This window comes from Mesorhizobium sp. B2-1-3 (assembly GCF_006442495.1).
In the GTDB taxonomy this organism is placed as follows: domain Bacteria; phylum Pseudomonadota; class Alphaproteobacteria; order Rhizobiales; family Rhizobiaceae; genus Mesorhizobium.
Genome location: NZ_VFWL01000004.1, coordinates 213,991 through 229,164, shown reverse-complemented (window position 1 = coordinate 229,164; position 15,174 = coordinate 213,991). Strand labels below are relative to the sequence as shown.

Below are 15,174 nucleotides of genomic sequence, written 5' to 3'. Positions count from 1 at the left end.
ATCCCCCAAGGGTTCCGTGTCGCTCCGGTGCGGCTAGTCCGGATCGCTCCAAAAGCGTTGCCTTTGTTTCCGGAGGGAACAAAGCGGCCTGCCGGAGATTGGGGCACGCAGGAGGAGTTTCCAATGGACAAGGAAGAACTCATAAAGCGACGAGCCTACGAGATCTGGGAGCGCGAAGGCCGCCCGCCGGGCCGAGAGCAGGAGCATTGGGACCAGGCCGTGCAGGAAATAGAGGCGGAAGGATCGGAAGCCGAGCGCGGTCCGGTGGTGCCCGATCCGACCATCGGCAGCGGGTCGGAGCCTCGAAGCTCCTGAAGCGACGTCACTTGCCGCCAAGGAGGAAAAATGCGTCGACCGACTGTTCATTCCGTCGACGCATTCGAGATGGCGTCTCGGTCAACGTCCGAGCAGCGCCCTGAGCCTGGCGAAGATATTGAAACCTTCGCCCATGGCGGCGCGCACGCGAACGGCGACCCACCCGGCTTTCATGGTCGCACCGACGTGGCAATCGCAGACGATGTTGTGCAACTGCCAGTTGGACAGTTCGAAAAAGCGCTTTGCCTCGCCATAGGTGTCGCCTTCCAGACCCTGCGCCCGCAGTATCGGATCTTCGAACGCGACGCTGATGGGGGATTGCACGCAGTAGGCGTTTTCGCGCATGTCGGGGCTCATATATTCGGTGCCCGGAAGCGCTCCGAGGCGCCGTTCAGGATGACGCTCAAGAAGACTTGCCCAGCGCTCCAGGCGTTGGTTCCGCGTCATTGTCGGGCACACCGTATCAACTTCCGCGATTGCGTGTAGTTGTTCGAGTGTATGGGACTTCATGGTCAGCTCCTGTTGATCCAGGTTCCTCCCGCTTCAAGGTGAGTCGCGAGATCACGACAGCGCGCTCGCCGTCGCCGCGCTCCGAACTCTTTGTTGTCGCTGAAGTTCCATCATTTTGAGAATTTGAAGGCTGGTGCGGCGGCAACTCGGCAAACCCCAGGGCCGTTGCGCCACCTCGGTCGGTGCTGGGTCAGCCCCTTCCAACTCCACGCTCCTGGCCCCGGCCGGCTTTCGGCGCAGGAGTGTCGGTGTTCAATGCTGGAGATCGTCGGGCGGGTCCTCCAGGCTCCTGCTGGGGTGAATTTCGTTCGAGAGGGGGATATCCATCGTGCAGATCACCTCGGCATCGGTGAAGCGCAGCGAGCCAGCTCCGCCGATCTCATAGGGCACCACCTTTTCGATCAGCTCGGATCCGAAGCCGCGTCGCGCAGGTATTGCTGCCGGACCATGCAGGTCCTCGATCCAGCGGATCTTCAGCTCCTGTCTGGCGGGCGTGCCACCCACTTTCCAGCTTACGCTGATTGATTTGTCGGCTGCCGACAGCGCGCCATATTTCATCGAGTTGGTGGCGAGTTCGTGGAACGCCAGGCCCAAGGTCTCCGCCGTCTTTCCGGACAAGGAAATATCCGGGCCATCTATGGTGAACTGATCTTCCGTCCGGCCGCCTTGGGACGCAAGCTCGTCAAGGACAAGCATGTCAAGCTGCACGGTGGCCGAGGCCGATCGCATCAGCACATTGTGCGTGCGTGCAAGCGCATTGATGCGGCCCTCGAGGTGAAAGGCATAGTCCTCGACATTGTTGCTGTTTTCAACCGACCGGCGAGCGATCGAACGGACAATGCTCAACGTGTTGCGAACGCGGTGCTGCAATTCGGCGGCAAATGCCTTCGTCGCCTGGAGGCGGTCGCGTGTGACCTGGAGTTCGGCTTCGAGCCGGGCGATATGATCGTCACGTTCGTCCATCTGTTCATCGACATGGCTGAGCCGCATCGACGCGGAAGCATCGCGTTCTTCGGCGGACACACTTTGCGGACGGGAGAATGTACCCGTGACGTCTTTCTTGGGAGGTCTTTTTCCAGCCACCTGTCAGTCTTTCAACCGTTCATCGATCATGCGCGGTGCCAAGCGCATCGTCTCGTCGGCCTTGGGCTCGCGTTCACGCGCCCAGGATTGGCTTTCGTGCCGCCGCGCGCGGTTTTCAGCCGGCGAAAATGATACCGTCGAGCCGGCAGGAGCATTAATGCCGCCGCTGTCGGCGGAAATATGGAGGGCGATCGCAGCGGCCCAGCGGATCGATCGTACCTGCCGATCCGCCGATCAAATCGCGCTTGGCCATCGCTCGCTACCGCCTCCGGTCACGCCGAACCGGCAGAAGCAGGCCAGGTTCCCTATGATGTTTCATTTTTGCGCTCCACTCGATGAGGCCGTGCCTGATCATGCAAAAGGCTCCCTGACGTCCAACAGATGAAGGTAATCAGGATTGAAAAAGGCCGCCGCCTCCAGTTTCGCCAGGTTCTTGATCGTTACAGTGCCGTTGTTGAACGAAATGAGGCCATCGCGCCTGAGATCCTGAAGCGTACGGTTGATGTGCACGTTCGAAAGACCGAGCGTATCGCCCAGGGTCGCCTGGGTTACCGGTAGGGGATAGCTCTTGCCGGCCGTTTCACCAATTGCGTGAAGCCTGTGGAACAGCTCGCAAAAAAGGTGAGCCATCCGCTCATAAGCAGTCCGCTGGCCGATGTTGACGACCCATTCGCGGGTGATCGCCTCGTCGAGCAGCGTGGTCCACCAGAGCGCACGCGTAAGATTGGGATAGCTGTTGGTGAAGCCGAGGATGGCGCTCTGCGGGATCGCCGCAACCTTGGAGCGGCTGAGAGCACCGATCGAGTGGTCCATGCGCCGCAGCAGGAACACGTGAAGATCGCAAAGGTCGCCCGGCACCAAATAGGCAAGGATCTGTCGCCGACCGTCTTCGAGAATCTTGTAGCGGCAGGCAAATCCTTCGAGCAGCAGGTTGACCCCGCCTGTCCGGTCGCCCCTTTGGATGACGTCATCGCCGGCGGCGAATTCGGCGACCTTTGTTGTCGCGCTCTCGATGGCGTCGCATTCTTCCACGGACAGGACCGTGAAATTGGACAGCTTGCGGATAAGCGGGTGCCGCGCGGTCTTCGCTCTCAGGCCAACCGCCGGCTCGCTTCTCTCGTTCATCGCGTGTCATGTGCCGTCGCGGCAACGAACTCGACAATGCTGCCGAATTCCAGAGGCTTTTCAAATCGCCTGATCCCGCCGAGCTCTGCTGGAATGGCCGTCTGATCATAGCCGGTGGCGAAGGCGATCGGAACGCCTTTCGCCAACGACTCGCGGGCAATCTCGAATGTCTGCTCGCCGCGCAAGTTGATATCGAGAATCGCAAAATCGCATTGACCGCTGTTCAGCAATTCGATTGCGGGCTCGACCGTGGCGACCGGGCCGAGCACTATCGCCCCTTGTGTGACGAGAGCCTTACGCAGGTCATCGGCGAGAAAATATTCGTCTTCCACGATCAAAACGCGAATCCCGCCCAGAAAGGCTGATTTCGCCGCTTCCCCGTCCATGGTGCAAGAGCTCTCCCTTTGCAGCGGCCATCACTTGGGACACTACACCGCAACCCGCTGCACTCCCAGTTATATTTCCACCGATGCAGCGGAGGTGAACTCCAAAGCCACCGCCAGCCCCTATTTTCCTGAATCGACATCTTTTTCGTCTGCCGTTTTAACAATTGTGATGGCAGGTTTCGGTGTCCGTCAACACAGTGAGAAAAACGGGGAAATAAGGAGGAGGAACCGATGCCTGTGATCGATATGACCTCGAAGGAACTGATCCGGGCCATCGATCACTACATCAATTCCCGCAGAAATCTCGAATGGCCAATTTCCACGGCGCAGGCGGTGTCAGCCATCCGTTACGAACTGCCAGAATGCACTCTCTCCGACAAAGAACTGGCGGACATTGTTGCCAGCTCAGCAATTCAAAAGCATCGCAACATCGCATTTGACCTGCAGTCGTAGCCATGCTCATGCATGTCGCCCAAAACGCCTCGGTTTGGAACAAAGACATGCATGAAAATAGAAACCTGACACAGGTCGCCCGCCTCGACGCATGCCGGGGCGGGCGCTTTGGAACATGCGGTCATTGAAGGACCTGGACGATTTTCCGGGTTTCCGGGTCGACCAGAACTGTTCGATTGTCGACCACGACGTAGCGGTATTTCACATCGGGAACTTCATGAAGTTCGACCGTATCAGGCACGGTGGATCCGACATTGAGTTCCACGCCGGGCAGTTGGACCGAGGCCAGCGGCTGCTTCTTCACATACTCCTTGATAACGGTTTCTTGCTCCGGCTGGATGACCACATCTTGCGCCGCGGCCGCTCCGGCCCCCGCAAGAAACAGGATGCCCACTGCCGTTCCCAGTAGATATTTTTCCACTTCTGTCTCCATCAGATGTTGGGCAGGGCGCCAAGCCGACGACGCCACCGGCGTTTCGGCAGGTGCGCCCTATGCGCCGAACTTCGCAAAATGCCGGCAGTTCCATCCGCTCCGGAATATATTAGCCTTCGGTGGAACAATCACGGGGTGGCAAAGTTTTGCCGCGAAGGGACTGCCATCCTAGGAGATTTCCCATGAGAACCACTCTGATCACCAGCATGTTAGCGCTTACCCTCGGATGTGGGGCGGCAATCGCGCAGACCCAGCAGCAGTCGGGCGAAGCGGCCCAATCGGGTGGGGCAGACACTTGCGCAGCCGGCTCGGCCAATTGCCAGAAGGGCGGCAGCACCGAGCAGCAGACGCAAGGCAAGGCCGGCATGAAGACCGACGAGCAGGCGCAAGGCAAAGCCGGAGCGAAGACCGACGAGCAGGCGCAAGGCAAGGCGGGCGTGAAGACCGATCAGCAGGCGCAAGGCAAGCCCCGCATGAAGACCGACGAGCAGGCGCAGGGCAAGGCCGGTACGACTACCGGTCAGCAAGCGCAGGGCAAGGCCGGTACGACTACCGATCAGCAAGCGCAGGGCAAGGCCGGTATGACGACCGACCAGCAGGCGCAGGGCAAGGCCGGTACGACTACCGATCAGCAAGCGCAGGGCAAGGCCGGTACGACTACCGACCAGAGTTCAACCGCTTCAATCAACAATATATCCGTCGAGCAGAAGACCGAAATCACCAACGTCATCCGCGAGACGAAGGTGGAACCGGTCTCGAACCTCGACGTGGACATTTCGGTCGGCGTGAAAGTGCCGAAGCAGAAGGTGCGGCTGCATCGACTTCCGCACCGGATCGTCGAAATCGTTCCTGCCTATGAGAGCTATGAATATTTCCTCCTGGCCGATGGCAGGATTGTTATTGTCGATCCGAACTCATATGAGATCGTCGCTATCCTGAGTTAGGAACCGAGCCGACTAACAAAAGCCCGCTCTCCATCGAAAGCGGGCTTTTGCGGCGCCTTCGGGCTCGAAAAATGTCAGTCGTGCGTCCCCTATTCACTCCGCTGCCATGTCGGGTGCCCGGCTTCGTACCGGGCCTAGCGCGTCGGCGTTCTGCACCAGTGCGCGCATGTAGCCCAATGCGAAGGCCTTGCCGGCGTGCCATGGCGCGTCGCAGGCCATCTCAGGCGTGTGATCGGGTATCATGACGCCTTGATAATTCTCGTCGCGCAGAATGCGCACGATCTCGGCCATGTCGATGTCGCCGTCGTCGACGAAGGTTTCGTGATATTTCGGCACTTTGCCCCGCACATTGCGGAAATGGATATAGCCGATGCGGCCACGCCGCGCGAAACGGCGCACATGGCTGTAGATCTCCTCGGTCTGCGGCATCTCCTGCAGCGAGCCGAGGCAGAGCTCCAGCCCGTTGGCGGGCGAGTCGACGATATCCATCAGCCGATCATATTTCTGCGGCCGGTTGACGAGGCGCGCCGTGCCGCGCAGCGCCTCGGCGGGTGGATCGTCCGGATGCGCAGCCATCACGACGCCGGCCTCTTCGGCCACCGGTACGATTTCGCGCAGAAAGACGCCAAGCCGTTCCCACAGTTCTTCTTGCGAGACCCTGACAGGCGCGGCGCCGGCTCGGCCCGGCCGGTAGCGCATATTCCAGACCACTCCGTCGGGCAGCGGCAGGTCGGGATCGATATTGGACAAATCGAGCCCCACGGACATGGCGTCGCCGCGCGCGAATGGCCCGCGCTGCCAGCCCCACACGCCCGCGATCGAGAAGTTGTAGCCTATGCAGGGAATGCCGGCCCGGCCGGCGTCACGCACCAGGCGCTTGAGGCCGTCGAGCTGCCTCGACCGATCGGGGCCGCCGAGCAGCACGTCGGACCAGAAGCGCGGCGACAGGTTTTCGATGCCGGCGATCTCCAGGCCGTTGTCGCGTACGGTTTTCACCAGTCCGGTGAAATCCTCGTAGCTCCACAATCCATCCGTCGAACAATCGCCCCAGCCATCCGTTTCGGTGCCGGCCGACAGCGAGGGATCGCGGCCGCGAAAATAGTTGGTGAGATGCGCAACGACATGCGTTGCGCCGGCCTGCCGGGCAAAACGGAAATTCTCCGGCGTCAGCGAATCGCGATAGAGGCCAAGTCCGATCTTCATGTCGCCCTACTTGACGCCGATGCCAGCGGTGAGGCCGCCATCGATCTTGTAGTCAGCGCCTGTGCAGAAGCCGGCTTTCGATGAACACAGGAAAGCAATGAGTTCCGCCACTTCCTCCGGCTCGCCGATGCGGCCGAGCGGATGGGCGGCGCCGAAGCGCTTGTAGGCTTCTTCGACATCGGCGTCGCTTCCATTGTCGCCACGCGCTGCCTTCTCGAGGATTGGCGTGCGGATCGAGCCCGGGCTGACCGAATTGACCCGGATGCCGGCCGCGGCATAGTCGAGCGCCAGCGAACGCGTCAGCGTGTGGATGGCGCCCTTGGTCGTGGCATAGGCGGCGACGTTCTGCTGGCAGGCGAACCCCTGCACCGAGGCGACATTGACGATGGCACCGCCGCCTCGGCGGATCATTTCGGGAATGCCGAAATGCGCGGTCAGGTAGATCGACCCGACATTGACCGTCATCGCCCGGTTCCAGGTTTCCCAGTCGGTGGTGGTCGCCGTGCCGTAGGGGTGGACCGCCGCCGAATTGACGATGATGTCGATGCCGCCGAACCTCGCGACGCCCGCTGCGACCGCGTCGCGCACCTGGTCGGAAACGGAGACATCCACCGTTTGCACCAGCGCATTCGCTCCGGCCTTGGCGAGGCTCTCCTGCATGGCGGCATTGGCCGCCCGGTCGATGCCGCAGGCGATGATCGCAGCGCCGCCTCGCGCCAGGCGACTCGCAGTGGCGAGCGCGATGCCGGTCGTGCCGGTGATCAGCGCCACCTTGTTCTCAAAATCAGACATGATGCAAATCCTTGGAAGATGCCGGACCCGGATGCACCGGGTTTGCCGCCGACATACGGGCGTTTTCGAGGTCGTCGGGAACGAAGCGCAAGCCGAAATCGAGATGCCGGCTCATCAGGTAGCAGTAGGCAATGCGGTCGCGCGCGCGCAGCGCCGCGATGATCTCGCCATGCGCGTGGCGTGTTTCGCTCAGCACCGGCCGGATGGATTTGCCGACGGTCATGATGTGCAGGATGACCGGCGACAGGAACTGATAAGTCTGCACCAGCATGCGGTTGCCGGCGAGCTTCATCAGCGCCAGATGGAAATCGAAATCGCGTTGCGCGGCTTCCTGGACATCCTTGCTGGTCTCGATCAGGCCATTGACCTCGTCCAGGGCTTCAAGTTCGGCGGCGCTGGCATTGAGGATGATGTGGTCGCCGACGCTCACTTCGATGATGCGGCGAAATCCTTGTATGTCGTGAAAGGACGTTTTCGATATGTCCATTTGCGCGGCGAAAAAATTCTGGATCGCGACATTCTGGCGATCGGCGAGCACCGCGCCGACGCGCGGCTTGGGATCGATCAGCCCATAGGTTCGGATGGTGCGCAGCGCCTCGCGTATCGTGTTGCGGCTGGCGCCGAACAGTTCGCCAAGCTCCCGTTCGGTGGGCAGCACATCGCCGATGGACATGGCGCGATTGCGGATGAGGTCGAGGATCTGCCGCACGGTCTGGTCGACGGCGGAACTGCTGATCCCGGCTTCGTCTGCCGCCTCCATCGAATCGTGGCTCGCCTGTTCCACCGCAGAACTCCTTGCTATTTGTTGGACCACCCTAGGGCTCGATCCACAGGAAATCAACTGTATGGCGACGGAAAGGTTCTGTTGACAGGCTTGTGGTCCGACAATATGGTCGCCGCCAACCCTGAGGAGGCTTCATGGAACAGTGCTGGCGCTGGTATGGTCCCGATGATCCGGTGACGCTTGAACATGTCAGGCAGGCCGGCGCCACCGGCGTTGTCTCCGCGTTGCACCAGATCTATGACGGCCGCGCCTGGCCTGAGGCCGATGTGCTCGAGCGCAAGCGGATCATCGAGGCGGCTGGCCTGAAATGGTCGGTCGTCGAGAGTATTCCGGTGCACAATTCCTTCAAGATCGGCGCGCCCGAGCGCGAGCGCTATGCCGGCTACTACCGCGACAGCATCCGGGCGCTCGCCAAGGCCGGCATCGAGACGATCTGCTACAATTTCATGCCGGTGGTGGACTGGACCCGCACCGACCTAATGTATCGCCTGCCGACAACCGGCTATGCGCTGCGCTTCGATGCGATCGATTTCGCGGCCTACGATCTTTTCGTGCTGCAGCGCAAGAACGGTGCGGCAAGCTATACGCCGGCGCGTATCGCCGAGGCCGAGAAGCGGCTGAAGACGCTGACGCCGGAGCAGATCGACCGGATCGAGCGCAATCTCATCGCCGGCCTGCCGGCGACCGAACGCAGCTACAACAGGGACAGTTTTCGCGAAGCCCTGGCGGAATACGATTCGATCGGGCCGAACGAACTGCGCGACAACCTTGCCTGGTTCCTGCGCGAGATTGTTCCGGCGGCCGAAGAGGAGGGGGTGCGCATGTGCATTCATCCCGACGACCCGCCCTTCTCGCTCTATGGCCTGCCGCGCGTGGTTTCGACGGCGCAGGACGCGCGTTTTATCCTCAACGCCGTCGACAGTCCCGCCAATGGACTGACCTTCTGTACCGGCTCCTATGGCACGCGCGCCGACAACGACATCGTCGCCATGGTCAAGGAATTCGCTGACCGCATCCACTTCGTCCACCTGCGCAACATCACCATCGAGGAGGACGGCTCGTTCTATGAAGCCGAGCATCTCGAAGGCGGCACCGACATGGCGCACGTTATCCTGGCTCTGATGCAGGAAGAAAAGCGCCGCCGCGAGCAAGGCCGGGCCGACTGGCAGATCCCGATGCGGCCGGACCATGGGCATCTGCTTGCCGACGACATCGGCAAGAAAAAGATCAACCCCGGCTATTCGCTTATCGGACGGCTCAAGGGTTTGGCTGAACTGCGCGGCATCATGCGCGCCGTGGAGCGTTTCGATCTGGCTTGAAGCGATGCATCGGCCAGTCGGGAGGATGTGTGCGCTTTTTGCGCAAATGAAAACAAGTTGCGCATATGAAAAATGGTGCTAGTGTCGATGGCGAGCCGGCTATTGCCGGTGCCGGGAGGATTTGAGTGGCATGACGAAGCTGCGCGGACTGGCGTGGGATCATAGACGATGCTGGGGTCCGCTGGACGCCAGCATCGAGTCCTATTGCGCCGCGCATCCCGGCCTGGAGATCCAATGGGACCGCCGCAGCCTCTATGAATTCGGTGAGGGCGCCCTCGGTCCGGTGCTCGGCACTTACGATCTGGTCGTGTTCGACCATCCCTTCATCGGCGATATCGCCCAGGATGAACTGATGGTCCCGTTCGACGCTTATCTGTCGGCCGAACAGATCCATTTCTTCGAACGTGACTCAGTCGGGGCGTCCTGGCGTTCCTACCAGAAGAACAGCCGCCAGTGGGCGCTGCCGATCGACGCCGCCTGCCAGGTCGCCTCCTATCGGCCGGATTTGCTGGAGCGCTACGGCCCGGTGCCCGGCACACAGCAGGACGTGCTGGAGCTTGGCCGGCGCGCGCGCAGCGACGGCAAGTGGCTCGGCCTGCCCTTCGTGCCGACCGACGCCATGTGTCTGCTTCTGACGCTTGGCCGTCCCCAGGAAGATGGCGAGCAATTCATCGCGAAGGAAATGGTCGAGCAGGCGATTGCGCAATTGCGCGAGCTTGTCGCGCTTTCGCACCCGGACTCGTCGAAGTGGAATCCGATCCGCTGCTACGACCACATGATCGCGCATGACGACGTTGTCTACGTGCCGTTCGCCTTCGGCTATGTGAATTACGCCTCGAAACCCGACAGGCCCCATCTGCGCTTCGCCGACGTGCCCACCCCGCAAGCCGCCGGCGCCTTGCTCGGCGGTGCCGGCATCGGCGTCAGCGCCCAATCGAAGCACAAGCAGGCCGCGATCGACTACGCACTGTTCCTGTGCTCGCCCGAATACCAGCGCGGCGACTATGTGAAGTCTGGCGGACAACCGGGTTCGCTGGCTGCCTGGAAGGATGCCGGGGTCAATGGTCTTTCCGGCGATTTCTTCGGCTCGACGCTGCGGACGATCGCCTCGTCCTATCTGCGTCCGACCCATCCGGGCTTCATCGCCTTCTTCCGCGAATGCGCGCCGCATGCCGCCGCAGCCATAGCCGGTGACATGTCGGCGACCGAACTCGCAGGCCACGTCAACAGCCTCTACCGCGAAACCAGGCAAGTCCAGCCGGAACGGAGCGTCGCCTGATGGCCGCCAGCGTTGCCGAGACGCTCGACGAGGGCGAAAGCGGCCGCAACGGCTATCGCGTGCCGGCGGTGGAGAAGGCGCTCGACGTTCTGGAATTCATGGCCTCCAGCGCCGAAACGCTGACCCAGACCGAGATCGCGACCGGCCTCGGCCGCTCCATTCACGAGATCTACCGTATCCTGCTCCTGCTGGAGAAACGGGGCTATATCTTTCGCACGCAATCGGACCGTTTCCGGCTGTCGCTGAAGCTGTTCGAACTGGCGCACATGCATCCGCCGGTAAACCGGCTGGTGGAATGCGCTCTGCCGGTGATGCGCGAATTGACCGCCAATGCCGACCAGAGCTGCCATCTCGTGGTGCGCGAGGGCCAGAACGCACTGGTGGTTTTGCAGATCGATTCGCCGCTGCCGATGCGCTACTCGGTAGCACTTGGGTCGCATTTCCCGATCCTCGAAACAAGTTCGGGTGCCGTGCTGCTCGCCCATTCGAACCGGGCCGAGCGCGACCGCATCGTCGAGCGCATCGTGGCCGCCGGTGAGGGTCAGGGCACGCGGGCCGAAATCGAGGCGCGGCTGAACGAGGTCGCCAGGCTCGGCTACGAGATGCGCGCTTCCTTGGCCGTTGCGGCCTGCACCAACATCTCCATGCCTGTGCACGATCACACCGGTGCCGTCATCGCCGCGCTAACCGTGCCGCTGCTGCCGCAGAAGGCGGCGCGGTTCGACAGCGAAACCGTCTTCGAACGCGCCCGCGCCGCCGCCGAGAAGATATCGGCGGCACTCGGCTGGGGCGAAGCCACCAACTCCTTACGTGCCGACCCGGAACGGCGGGACTATCCGTTCAGCGACTAACAAAAGCGATAAATCTGGGAGAAGAAAATGCTCTGGTCCAAGTCAATCCTGTTTGCGTCCGCCGCCGTGCTGGCGCTCGGCGCCGCCGCCGCGCATGCCGAGAACATGCCCAAGCGCATCGGCTACGTCACCAACTACGCCACCCATGAGTGGTATCAGAACGTCATCAAGGGCATGAAGGCTCACGGCAAGGAACTCGGCATCGAGGTCGAGGTGCAGGATGCCAATCTCGACATAGCCAAGCAGGTCGCCGCGGCCGAAGACTTCATCGCCAAGGGCGTCGACGTGCTGATCATCACCCCGGTGAACGAAGAAGGCGTGGTGCCGCTGCTGCGCCAGGCCAAGGCCGCCAACGTGCCGGTCGTGCTGGAAGGCAATCCGGTCAAGGGCATGACCACCATGGTCGCCATCTGCGACTACGACACCGGCTATTTCTCCGGCGTCGAGGCCGGCAAATACGCCAAGGAAAAGCTCGGCGGCGTTGCCAAGGTGATGAATGTCGGCCTGCCGCTGCTTTCCGCCACCGTGCTGCGCTCGCACGGCTTCATGGACGGGCTGAAGACCATCATCCCCGATGCGGTCATGGTCCACGATCTCGACGGCGGCGGCAATCCGGACCGCGCTCTCGAAGTGTCCTCCGCGGCACTGGCCAAGAACGCCGATATCAACATCATCTACGGCATCAATGATTCGTCTTCGTTGGGTGGCCTGCAGGCCTGGAAAGCGGCGGGCAAGTCGCAGGATGGCCTGTTGACGGTCGGCACGGGCGGCGAAGGGCTTGCCTTCATCAACGCGATGCAGAACGAGCCTTCCTACCGCATCGAAGCCGCGATGTTCCCCGAGAAGGAAGGCTTTACCGCCATCGATGCCGCGGTGAAGCTTTTCAACAATGAGGAAGTGCCGGAGCACATCGTCAGCCCGACCGCGCCGATGAACGGCGACGATTGGAAGAAGTTCTATAACTATGACGGCACCACCCGCACCATCAAATGGGATGCCGTCAACGCGCTGCAGCCGCCGGCAAAGTGCATGAAGACCTCCGCCGACCTGAAGAAATAAGGCCGGCCGATATCGCCCTTCCCGTGTTGCGGGAAGGGCAGGCGGCCAGGACCTTTCGGTGGCCAAGACAAATGCCGGGTTCGACACGACAGGTTCCAGAGGGACCAGGCAAACGGCCGGGAATGGACTGAAATGAGCGAGCTTACACAGGCCTCCGCGTCGAAGCGTTTCATCGGCGGCAACCTTCTGGGCAGCAGCCAGCTCGTGCTGGGCGCAATCCTGGCCGTGCTGTGCATCGCCATCTCGATCGCGGCGCCGCAATTCTATTCGGAGGCCAACATCATCGCCATCCTGCGCCAATGCGCTCTGGTGCTGATCGTCGCCTCGGGCATGACCATGCTCATCATCACCGCCGAGGTCGACTTGTCGGTCGGCGCGTCGCTCGCCTTCGTCGGCTGCATCGGCATGGCAGTGCTCAATTCCACCCATAGTCTTACGCTCGGCATGCTGGCGGCGCTCGCCTTTGCCGGCGGGGTCGGCCTGTTCAACGGGCTGGTCGTCACCAGGCTCAGGGTGAATTCGCTGATCGCCACCATCGGCACGATGATGATGCTGCAGGGCGGCGTCTATCTGTTCACGCGCGAGGCGGTGCAGAACCACAACCAATTGGCAAGCTTCACCGATCTCGGCGCCGGTTATGTCGGCCCCGTGCCGGTTCCCGTCATCCTGGCGGCGCTGATCTTCGTGGTTGCCTATGTGACGCTGCGCTTCACCACGCTCGGCCGCTACCTCTACGCGGTCGGCGCCAATGAAAAGGCGGTGCGCCTGTCAGGCATTCGCTCGGAACGGCTCAAGCTGTTGGCCTTCGTCGTCACCGGCCTGTGCGTCGGTGTTGCCGGCATGATCCTGTCGTCGCTGATGAATGCCGGCCAGCCGACCGCCGGCCGTGGCTTCGAGCTGACGGTGATTGCCGCCGTCATCCTCGGCGGCACCAGCCTGCTTGGTGGCCGCGGTTCGCTGTTCGGTACCTTGCTTGGCGTTCTGGTGCTGAAGGTGATCGACAACGGCATCATCATCCTCGGCTGGAACCAGGATTTGCAGATGGTGGTGCCGGGCATCGTCATCATCCTGGCAACCTATCTCGACATCATCCGGAACAGAGCCAATGTCCGTTGATTTCCTGCATCCTGGCGAAGGCGCGGCCATCGATACCGATGTGCCGGCGCTGGAATTGCGCGGCATCGGCAAGCGCTTTCCCGGCGTCGTGGCGCTCGACAATGTCGACTTCACCCTGGAGCCCGGCAAGATCCATGCGCTGATGGGCGAGAACGGCGCCGGCAAGTCGACGCTGATCAAGATCATGGCCGGCGTCTACGGCAAGGATGCCGGCTCCATCCGCATGCACGGACGCGAGGTCGACATCAAGTCGCCGCGCGACAGCTTGAAGCAAGGCATCAAGGTCGTGTTCCAGGAGATCGCGCTGATCTCCGAATTCACCGTTGCCGAGAACATCTTCCTGGAAGGCTATCCGACCGGCAGAAGCGGCTCCATCGACTGGAAGAAGATCCGCGCCGATTCAGCCGCGCTCTTCGACCGCATCGGCTTCAACGTCGATCCGGCGGCGCGAACCGGCTCGTTGCCGGTCAGCCAGCAGCAAATGGTCGAGATCGCCCGCGCGCTCGCTCATGAAGCCCGCGTGGTGGTGATGGACGAGCCGACATCCTCGCTGACGCCGAACGAGGTTTCGCTGCTGTTCACCGTCATCCGCCGGCTTGCCGACCTCGGCATCGCGGTGGTCTATGTCAGCCATAAGCTCGACGAAGTGTTCGAGATCGCCGACACGGTGACGGTGCTGCGCGACGGGCGCCACATCTCGACCAAGCCGATCCGCGAGCACACCAACGACACGCTGATCCAGGACATGATCGGCCGGCGCATCGAAAATCTGTTTCCCCGCAAGCGTGGCGCACCGGCTAGCAAGGTAGCCCTGTCAGTGGACAAGCTCAGCACGGCGAAGAAGCTCAACGGCGTGTCCTTCGAGGCGCGCGCCGGCGAGGTGCTCGGCTTCTTCGGGCTGATGGGCGCCGGTCGCACCGAACTCGCCAAGGCGATCGTCGGTTACGATCCGATCACTTCGGGCACGATCACCGTCGACGGCCAGCGCCTCTCGCCGCACGATACGCGCACCGGCGTCAGGTTAGGTATCGGTCTGCTCACCGAGGATCGCAAGAGCGAAGGGCTGATGGGCGAGCTGCCTGTCTACCAGAATGCCAGCCTCGCCTCGCTCGGCGCCTTCGCCCGCATGGGCTTCGTCGATAAGGCCAGGGAACACAAAGCGGTGCAGGATTACGTCGACCGCTTCCGCATCAAGACGCCCAGCCTGTTCCAAGAGGTGAAGAACCTGTCTGGCGGCAACCAGCAGAAGGTGCTGATCTCGCGCTGGCTGATGCGCGGCCTCAAGGTCATCGTCGTCGACGAGCCGACCCGCGGCATCGATGTCGGCGCCAAGTCGGAGATATTCGCCCTGATCGACCGGCTCGCCGGCGAAGGCTTGGCTGTCGTCATGATGACGTCGGAGATGCCGGAACTGCTCGGTCTTGCCGACCGGGTCGCGGTGATGTGCGAAGGCCGCCTGACCGCGATCATGCCGCGCGACGAAGCCACGCAGGAGAAGATCCTCAATGCGGCGATCGGATAA

At 61.9% G+C, this 15,174-nt stretch carries 18 protein-coding genes; 10 read left to right on the top strand and 8 right to left on the bottom strand.

What is annotated here, in order from left to right; translation table 11 throughout:
- The first annotated feature begins 123 nt into the window (after positions 1–123).
- On the top strand, positions 124–315 hold the full coding sequence (locus tag FJ973_RS10290) for a DUF2934 domain-containing protein (RefSeq protein WP_140497466.1): 192 nt from the start codon (positions 124–126) through the stop codon (positions 313–315).
- An 81-nt stretch (positions 316–396) separates the two neighbouring features.
- Here the strand turns inward: FJ973_RS10290 and FJ973_RS10285 are convergent, their stop codons facing one another.
- On the bottom strand, positions 397–825 hold the full coding sequence (locus tag FJ973_RS10285) for a hypothetical protein (protein WP_140515225.1): 429 nt from the start codon (positions 823–825) through the stop codon (positions 397–399).
- Positions 826–1,077: 252 nt separating this feature from the next.
- Entirely contained in the window at positions 1,078–1,419 is a 342-nt protein-coding gene (locus FJ973_RS31330; RefSeq protein WP_224519092.1) for a sensor histidine kinase, read from the bottom strand.
- On the opposite strand from FJ973_RS31330, the gene FJ973_RS31325 reads away from it, so the two are divergent.
- Positions 1,402–2,040: a hypothetical protein gene (locus tag FJ973_RS31325; protein ID WP_246675854.1), complete on the top strand. Its 639-nt coding sequence runs from the start codon at positions 1,402–1,404 to the stop codon at positions 2,038–2,040. The two genes, FJ973_RS31330 and FJ973_RS31325, sit on opposite strands and share 18 nt — an antisense overlap.
- A 219-nt stretch (positions 2,041–2,259) precedes the next feature.
- Here FJ973_RS31325 and FJ973_RS10275 read toward each other — a convergent pair whose 3' ends face one another.
- Positions 2,260–3,033, bottom strand: a complete 774-nt coding sequence (locus FJ973_RS10275; RefSeq protein ID WP_140497473.1) for a Crp/Fnr family transcriptional regulator — start codon at positions 3,031–3,033, stop codon at positions 2,260–2,262.
- Positions 3,030–3,419: a response regulator gene (locus tag FJ973_RS10270; protein ID WP_140497475.1), complete on the bottom strand. Its 390-nt coding sequence runs from the start codon at positions 3,417–3,419 to the stop codon at positions 3,030–3,032. Before FJ973_RS10270 ends, FJ973_RS10275 begins: the two co-directional genes overlap by 4 nt.
- A 231-nt stretch (positions 3,420–3,650) precedes the next feature.
- Here FJ973_RS10270 and FJ973_RS10265 point away from each other — a divergent pair, with 231 nt between their 5' ends.
- Positions 3,651–3,872: a hypothetical protein gene (locus tag FJ973_RS10265; protein WP_140497477.1), complete on the top strand. Its 222-nt coding sequence runs from the start codon at positions 3,651–3,653 to the stop codon at positions 3,870–3,872.
- 121 nt (positions 3,873–3,993) lie between these two features.
- Here the strand turns inward: FJ973_RS10265 and FJ973_RS10260 are convergent, their stop codons facing one another.
- Complete coding sequence (locus FJ973_RS10260; protein ID WP_224519082.1) at positions 3,994–4,293, bottom strand: DUF1236 domain-containing protein; 300 nt, start codon at positions 4,291–4,293, stop codon at positions 3,994–3,996.
- A 194-nt stretch (positions 4,294–4,487) separates the two neighbouring features.
- Here FJ973_RS10260 and FJ973_RS10255 point away from each other — a divergent pair, with 194 nt between their 5' ends.
- The gene (locus FJ973_RS10255) at positions 4,488–5,249 is read left to right on the top strand and encodes a DUF1236 domain-containing protein (protein ID WP_140555661.1); all 762 of its coding nucleotides are present in this window, start codon (positions 4,488–4,490) and stop codon (positions 5,247–5,249) included.
- Positions 5,250–5,342: 93 nt separating this feature from the next.
- On the opposite strand, the gene FJ973_RS10250 is transcribed toward FJ973_RS10255, so the two are convergent.
- Genes FJ973_RS10250 through FJ973_RS10240 form a run of 3 tightly spaced genes read right to left on the bottom strand, consistent with a single transcriptional unit; the run spans position 5,343 to position 8,028 of the window.
- On the bottom strand, positions 5,343–6,452 hold the full coding sequence (locus FJ973_RS10250; protein WP_140515229.1) for a mannonate dehydratase: 1,110 nt from the start codon (positions 6,450–6,452) through the stop codon (positions 5,343–5,345).
- Between the two features lie 6 nt (positions 6,453–6,458).
- Positions 6,459–7,244: an SDR family oxidoreductase gene (locus FJ973_RS10245; RefSeq protein ID WP_140555659.1), complete on the bottom strand. Its 786-nt coding sequence runs from the start codon at positions 7,242–7,244 to the stop codon at positions 6,459–6,461.
- Entirely contained in the window at positions 7,237–8,028 is a 792-nt protein-coding gene (locus FJ973_RS10240) for a FadR/GntR family transcriptional regulator (RefSeq protein ID WP_224671760.1), read from the bottom strand. Before FJ973_RS10240 ends, FJ973_RS10245 begins: the two co-directional genes overlap by 8 nt.
- A gap of 134 nt (positions 8,029–8,162) precedes the next feature.
- Between FJ973_RS10240 and uxuA the strand changes: the two genes are divergently transcribed.
- The 6 genes from uxuA (at position 8,163) to FJ973_RS10210 (ending at position 15,174) form a co-directional block, all read left to right on the top strand.
- Complete coding sequence (uxuA, locus tag FJ973_RS10235) at positions 8,163–9,347, top strand: mannonate dehydratase (RefSeq protein ID WP_140555658.1); 1,185 nt, start codon at positions 8,163–8,165, stop codon at positions 9,345–9,347.
- Between the two features lie 130 nt (positions 9,348–9,477).
- A complete protein-coding gene (locus FJ973_RS10230) occupies positions 9,478–10,626 on the top strand; it encodes an extracellular solute-binding protein (RefSeq protein WP_140515232.1) in 1,149 nt (382 codons plus the stop codon).
- On the top strand, positions 10,626–11,477 hold the full coding sequence (locus FJ973_RS10225) for an IclR family transcriptional regulator (protein ID WP_140555656.1): 852 nt from the start codon (positions 10,626–10,628) through the stop codon (positions 11,475–11,477). The genes FJ973_RS10230 and FJ973_RS10225 overlap by 1 nt, the downstream gene beginning before the upstream one ends.
- A gap of 27 nt (positions 11,478–11,504) precedes the next feature.
- On the top strand, positions 11,505–12,536 hold the full coding sequence (locus tag FJ973_RS10220; protein WP_140555654.1) for a sugar ABC transporter substrate-binding protein: 1,032 nt from the start codon (positions 11,505–11,507) through the stop codon (positions 12,534–12,536).
- Positions 12,537–12,668: 132 nt separating this feature from the next.
- Positions 12,669–13,652, top strand: coding sequence for an ABC transporter permease (locus FJ973_RS10215; protein ID WP_140497493.1), 984 nt, complete (start codon positions 12,669–12,671; stop codon positions 13,650–13,652).
- Positions 13,642–15,174 carry a sugar ABC transporter ATP-binding protein gene (locus tag FJ973_RS10210; protein ID WP_140515235.1) on the top strand — a complete coding sequence of 511 codons (1,533 nt, stop codon included), beginning with the start codon at positions 13,642–13,644 and terminating at the stop codon, positions 15,172–15,174. Before FJ973_RS10215 ends, FJ973_RS10210 begins: the two co-directional genes overlap by 11 nt.

What these genes read in the sequence shown, in the direction of transcription:
- FJ973_RS10245 (WP_140555659.1), bottom strand. Translation starts at nt 7,244, where the DNA reads ATGTCTGATTTTGAGAACAAGGTGGCGCTGATCACCGGCACGACCGGC.
- FJ973_RS10255 (WP_140555661.1), top strand. Translation starts at nt 4,488, where the DNA reads ATGAGAACCACTCTGATCACCAGCATGTTAGCGCTTACCCTCGGATGT.
- FJ973_RS10230 (WP_140515232.1), top strand. Translation starts at nt 9,478, where the DNA reads ATGACGAAGCTGCGCGGACTGGCGTGGGATCATAGACGATGCTGGGGT.
- FJ973_RS10270 (WP_140497475.1), bottom strand. Translation starts at nt 3,419, where the DNA reads ATGGACGGGGAAGCGGCGAAATCAGCCTTTCTGGGCGGGATTCGCGTT.
- FJ973_RS10210 (WP_140515235.1), top strand. Translation starts at nt 13,642, where the DNA reads ATGTCCGTTGATTTCCTGCATCCTGGCGAAGGCGCGGCCATCGATACC.
- FJ973_RS10265 (WP_140497477.1), top strand. Translation starts at nt 3,651, where the DNA reads ATGCCTGTGATCGATATGACCTCGAAGGAACTGATCCGGGCCATCGAT.
- FJ973_RS10220 (WP_140555654.1), top strand. Translation starts at nt 11,505, where the DNA reads ATGCTCTGGTCCAAGTCAATCCTGTTTGCGTCCGCCGCCGTGCTGGCG.
- FJ973_RS10285 (WP_140515225.1), bottom strand. Translation starts at nt 825, where the DNA reads ATGAAGTCCCATACACTCGAACAACTACACGCAATCGCGGAAGTTGAT.
- FJ973_RS10290 (WP_140497466.1), top strand. Translation starts at nt 124, where the DNA reads ATGGACAAGGAAGAACTCATAAAGCGACGAGCCTACGAGATCTGGGAG.
- uxuA (WP_140555658.1), top strand. Translation starts at nt 8,163, where the DNA reads ATGGAACAGTGCTGGCGCTGGTATGGTCCCGATGATCCGGTGACGCTT.
- FJ973_RS10275 (WP_140497473.1), bottom strand. Translation starts at nt 3,033, where the DNA reads ATGAACGAGAGAAGCGAGCCGGCGGTTGGCCTGAGAGCGAAGACCGCG.
- FJ973_RS10250 (WP_140515229.1), bottom strand. Translation starts at nt 6,452, where the DNA reads ATGAAGATCGGACTTGGCCTCTATCGCGATTCGCTGACGCCGGAGAAT.
- FJ973_RS10225 (WP_140555656.1), top strand. Translation starts at nt 10,626, where the DNA reads ATGGCCGCCAGCGTTGCCGAGACGCTCGACGAGGGCGAAAGCGGCCGC.
- FJ973_RS10215 (WP_140497493.1), top strand. Translation starts at nt 12,669, where the DNA reads ATGAGCGAGCTTACACAGGCCTCCGCGTCGAAGCGTTTCATCGGCGGC.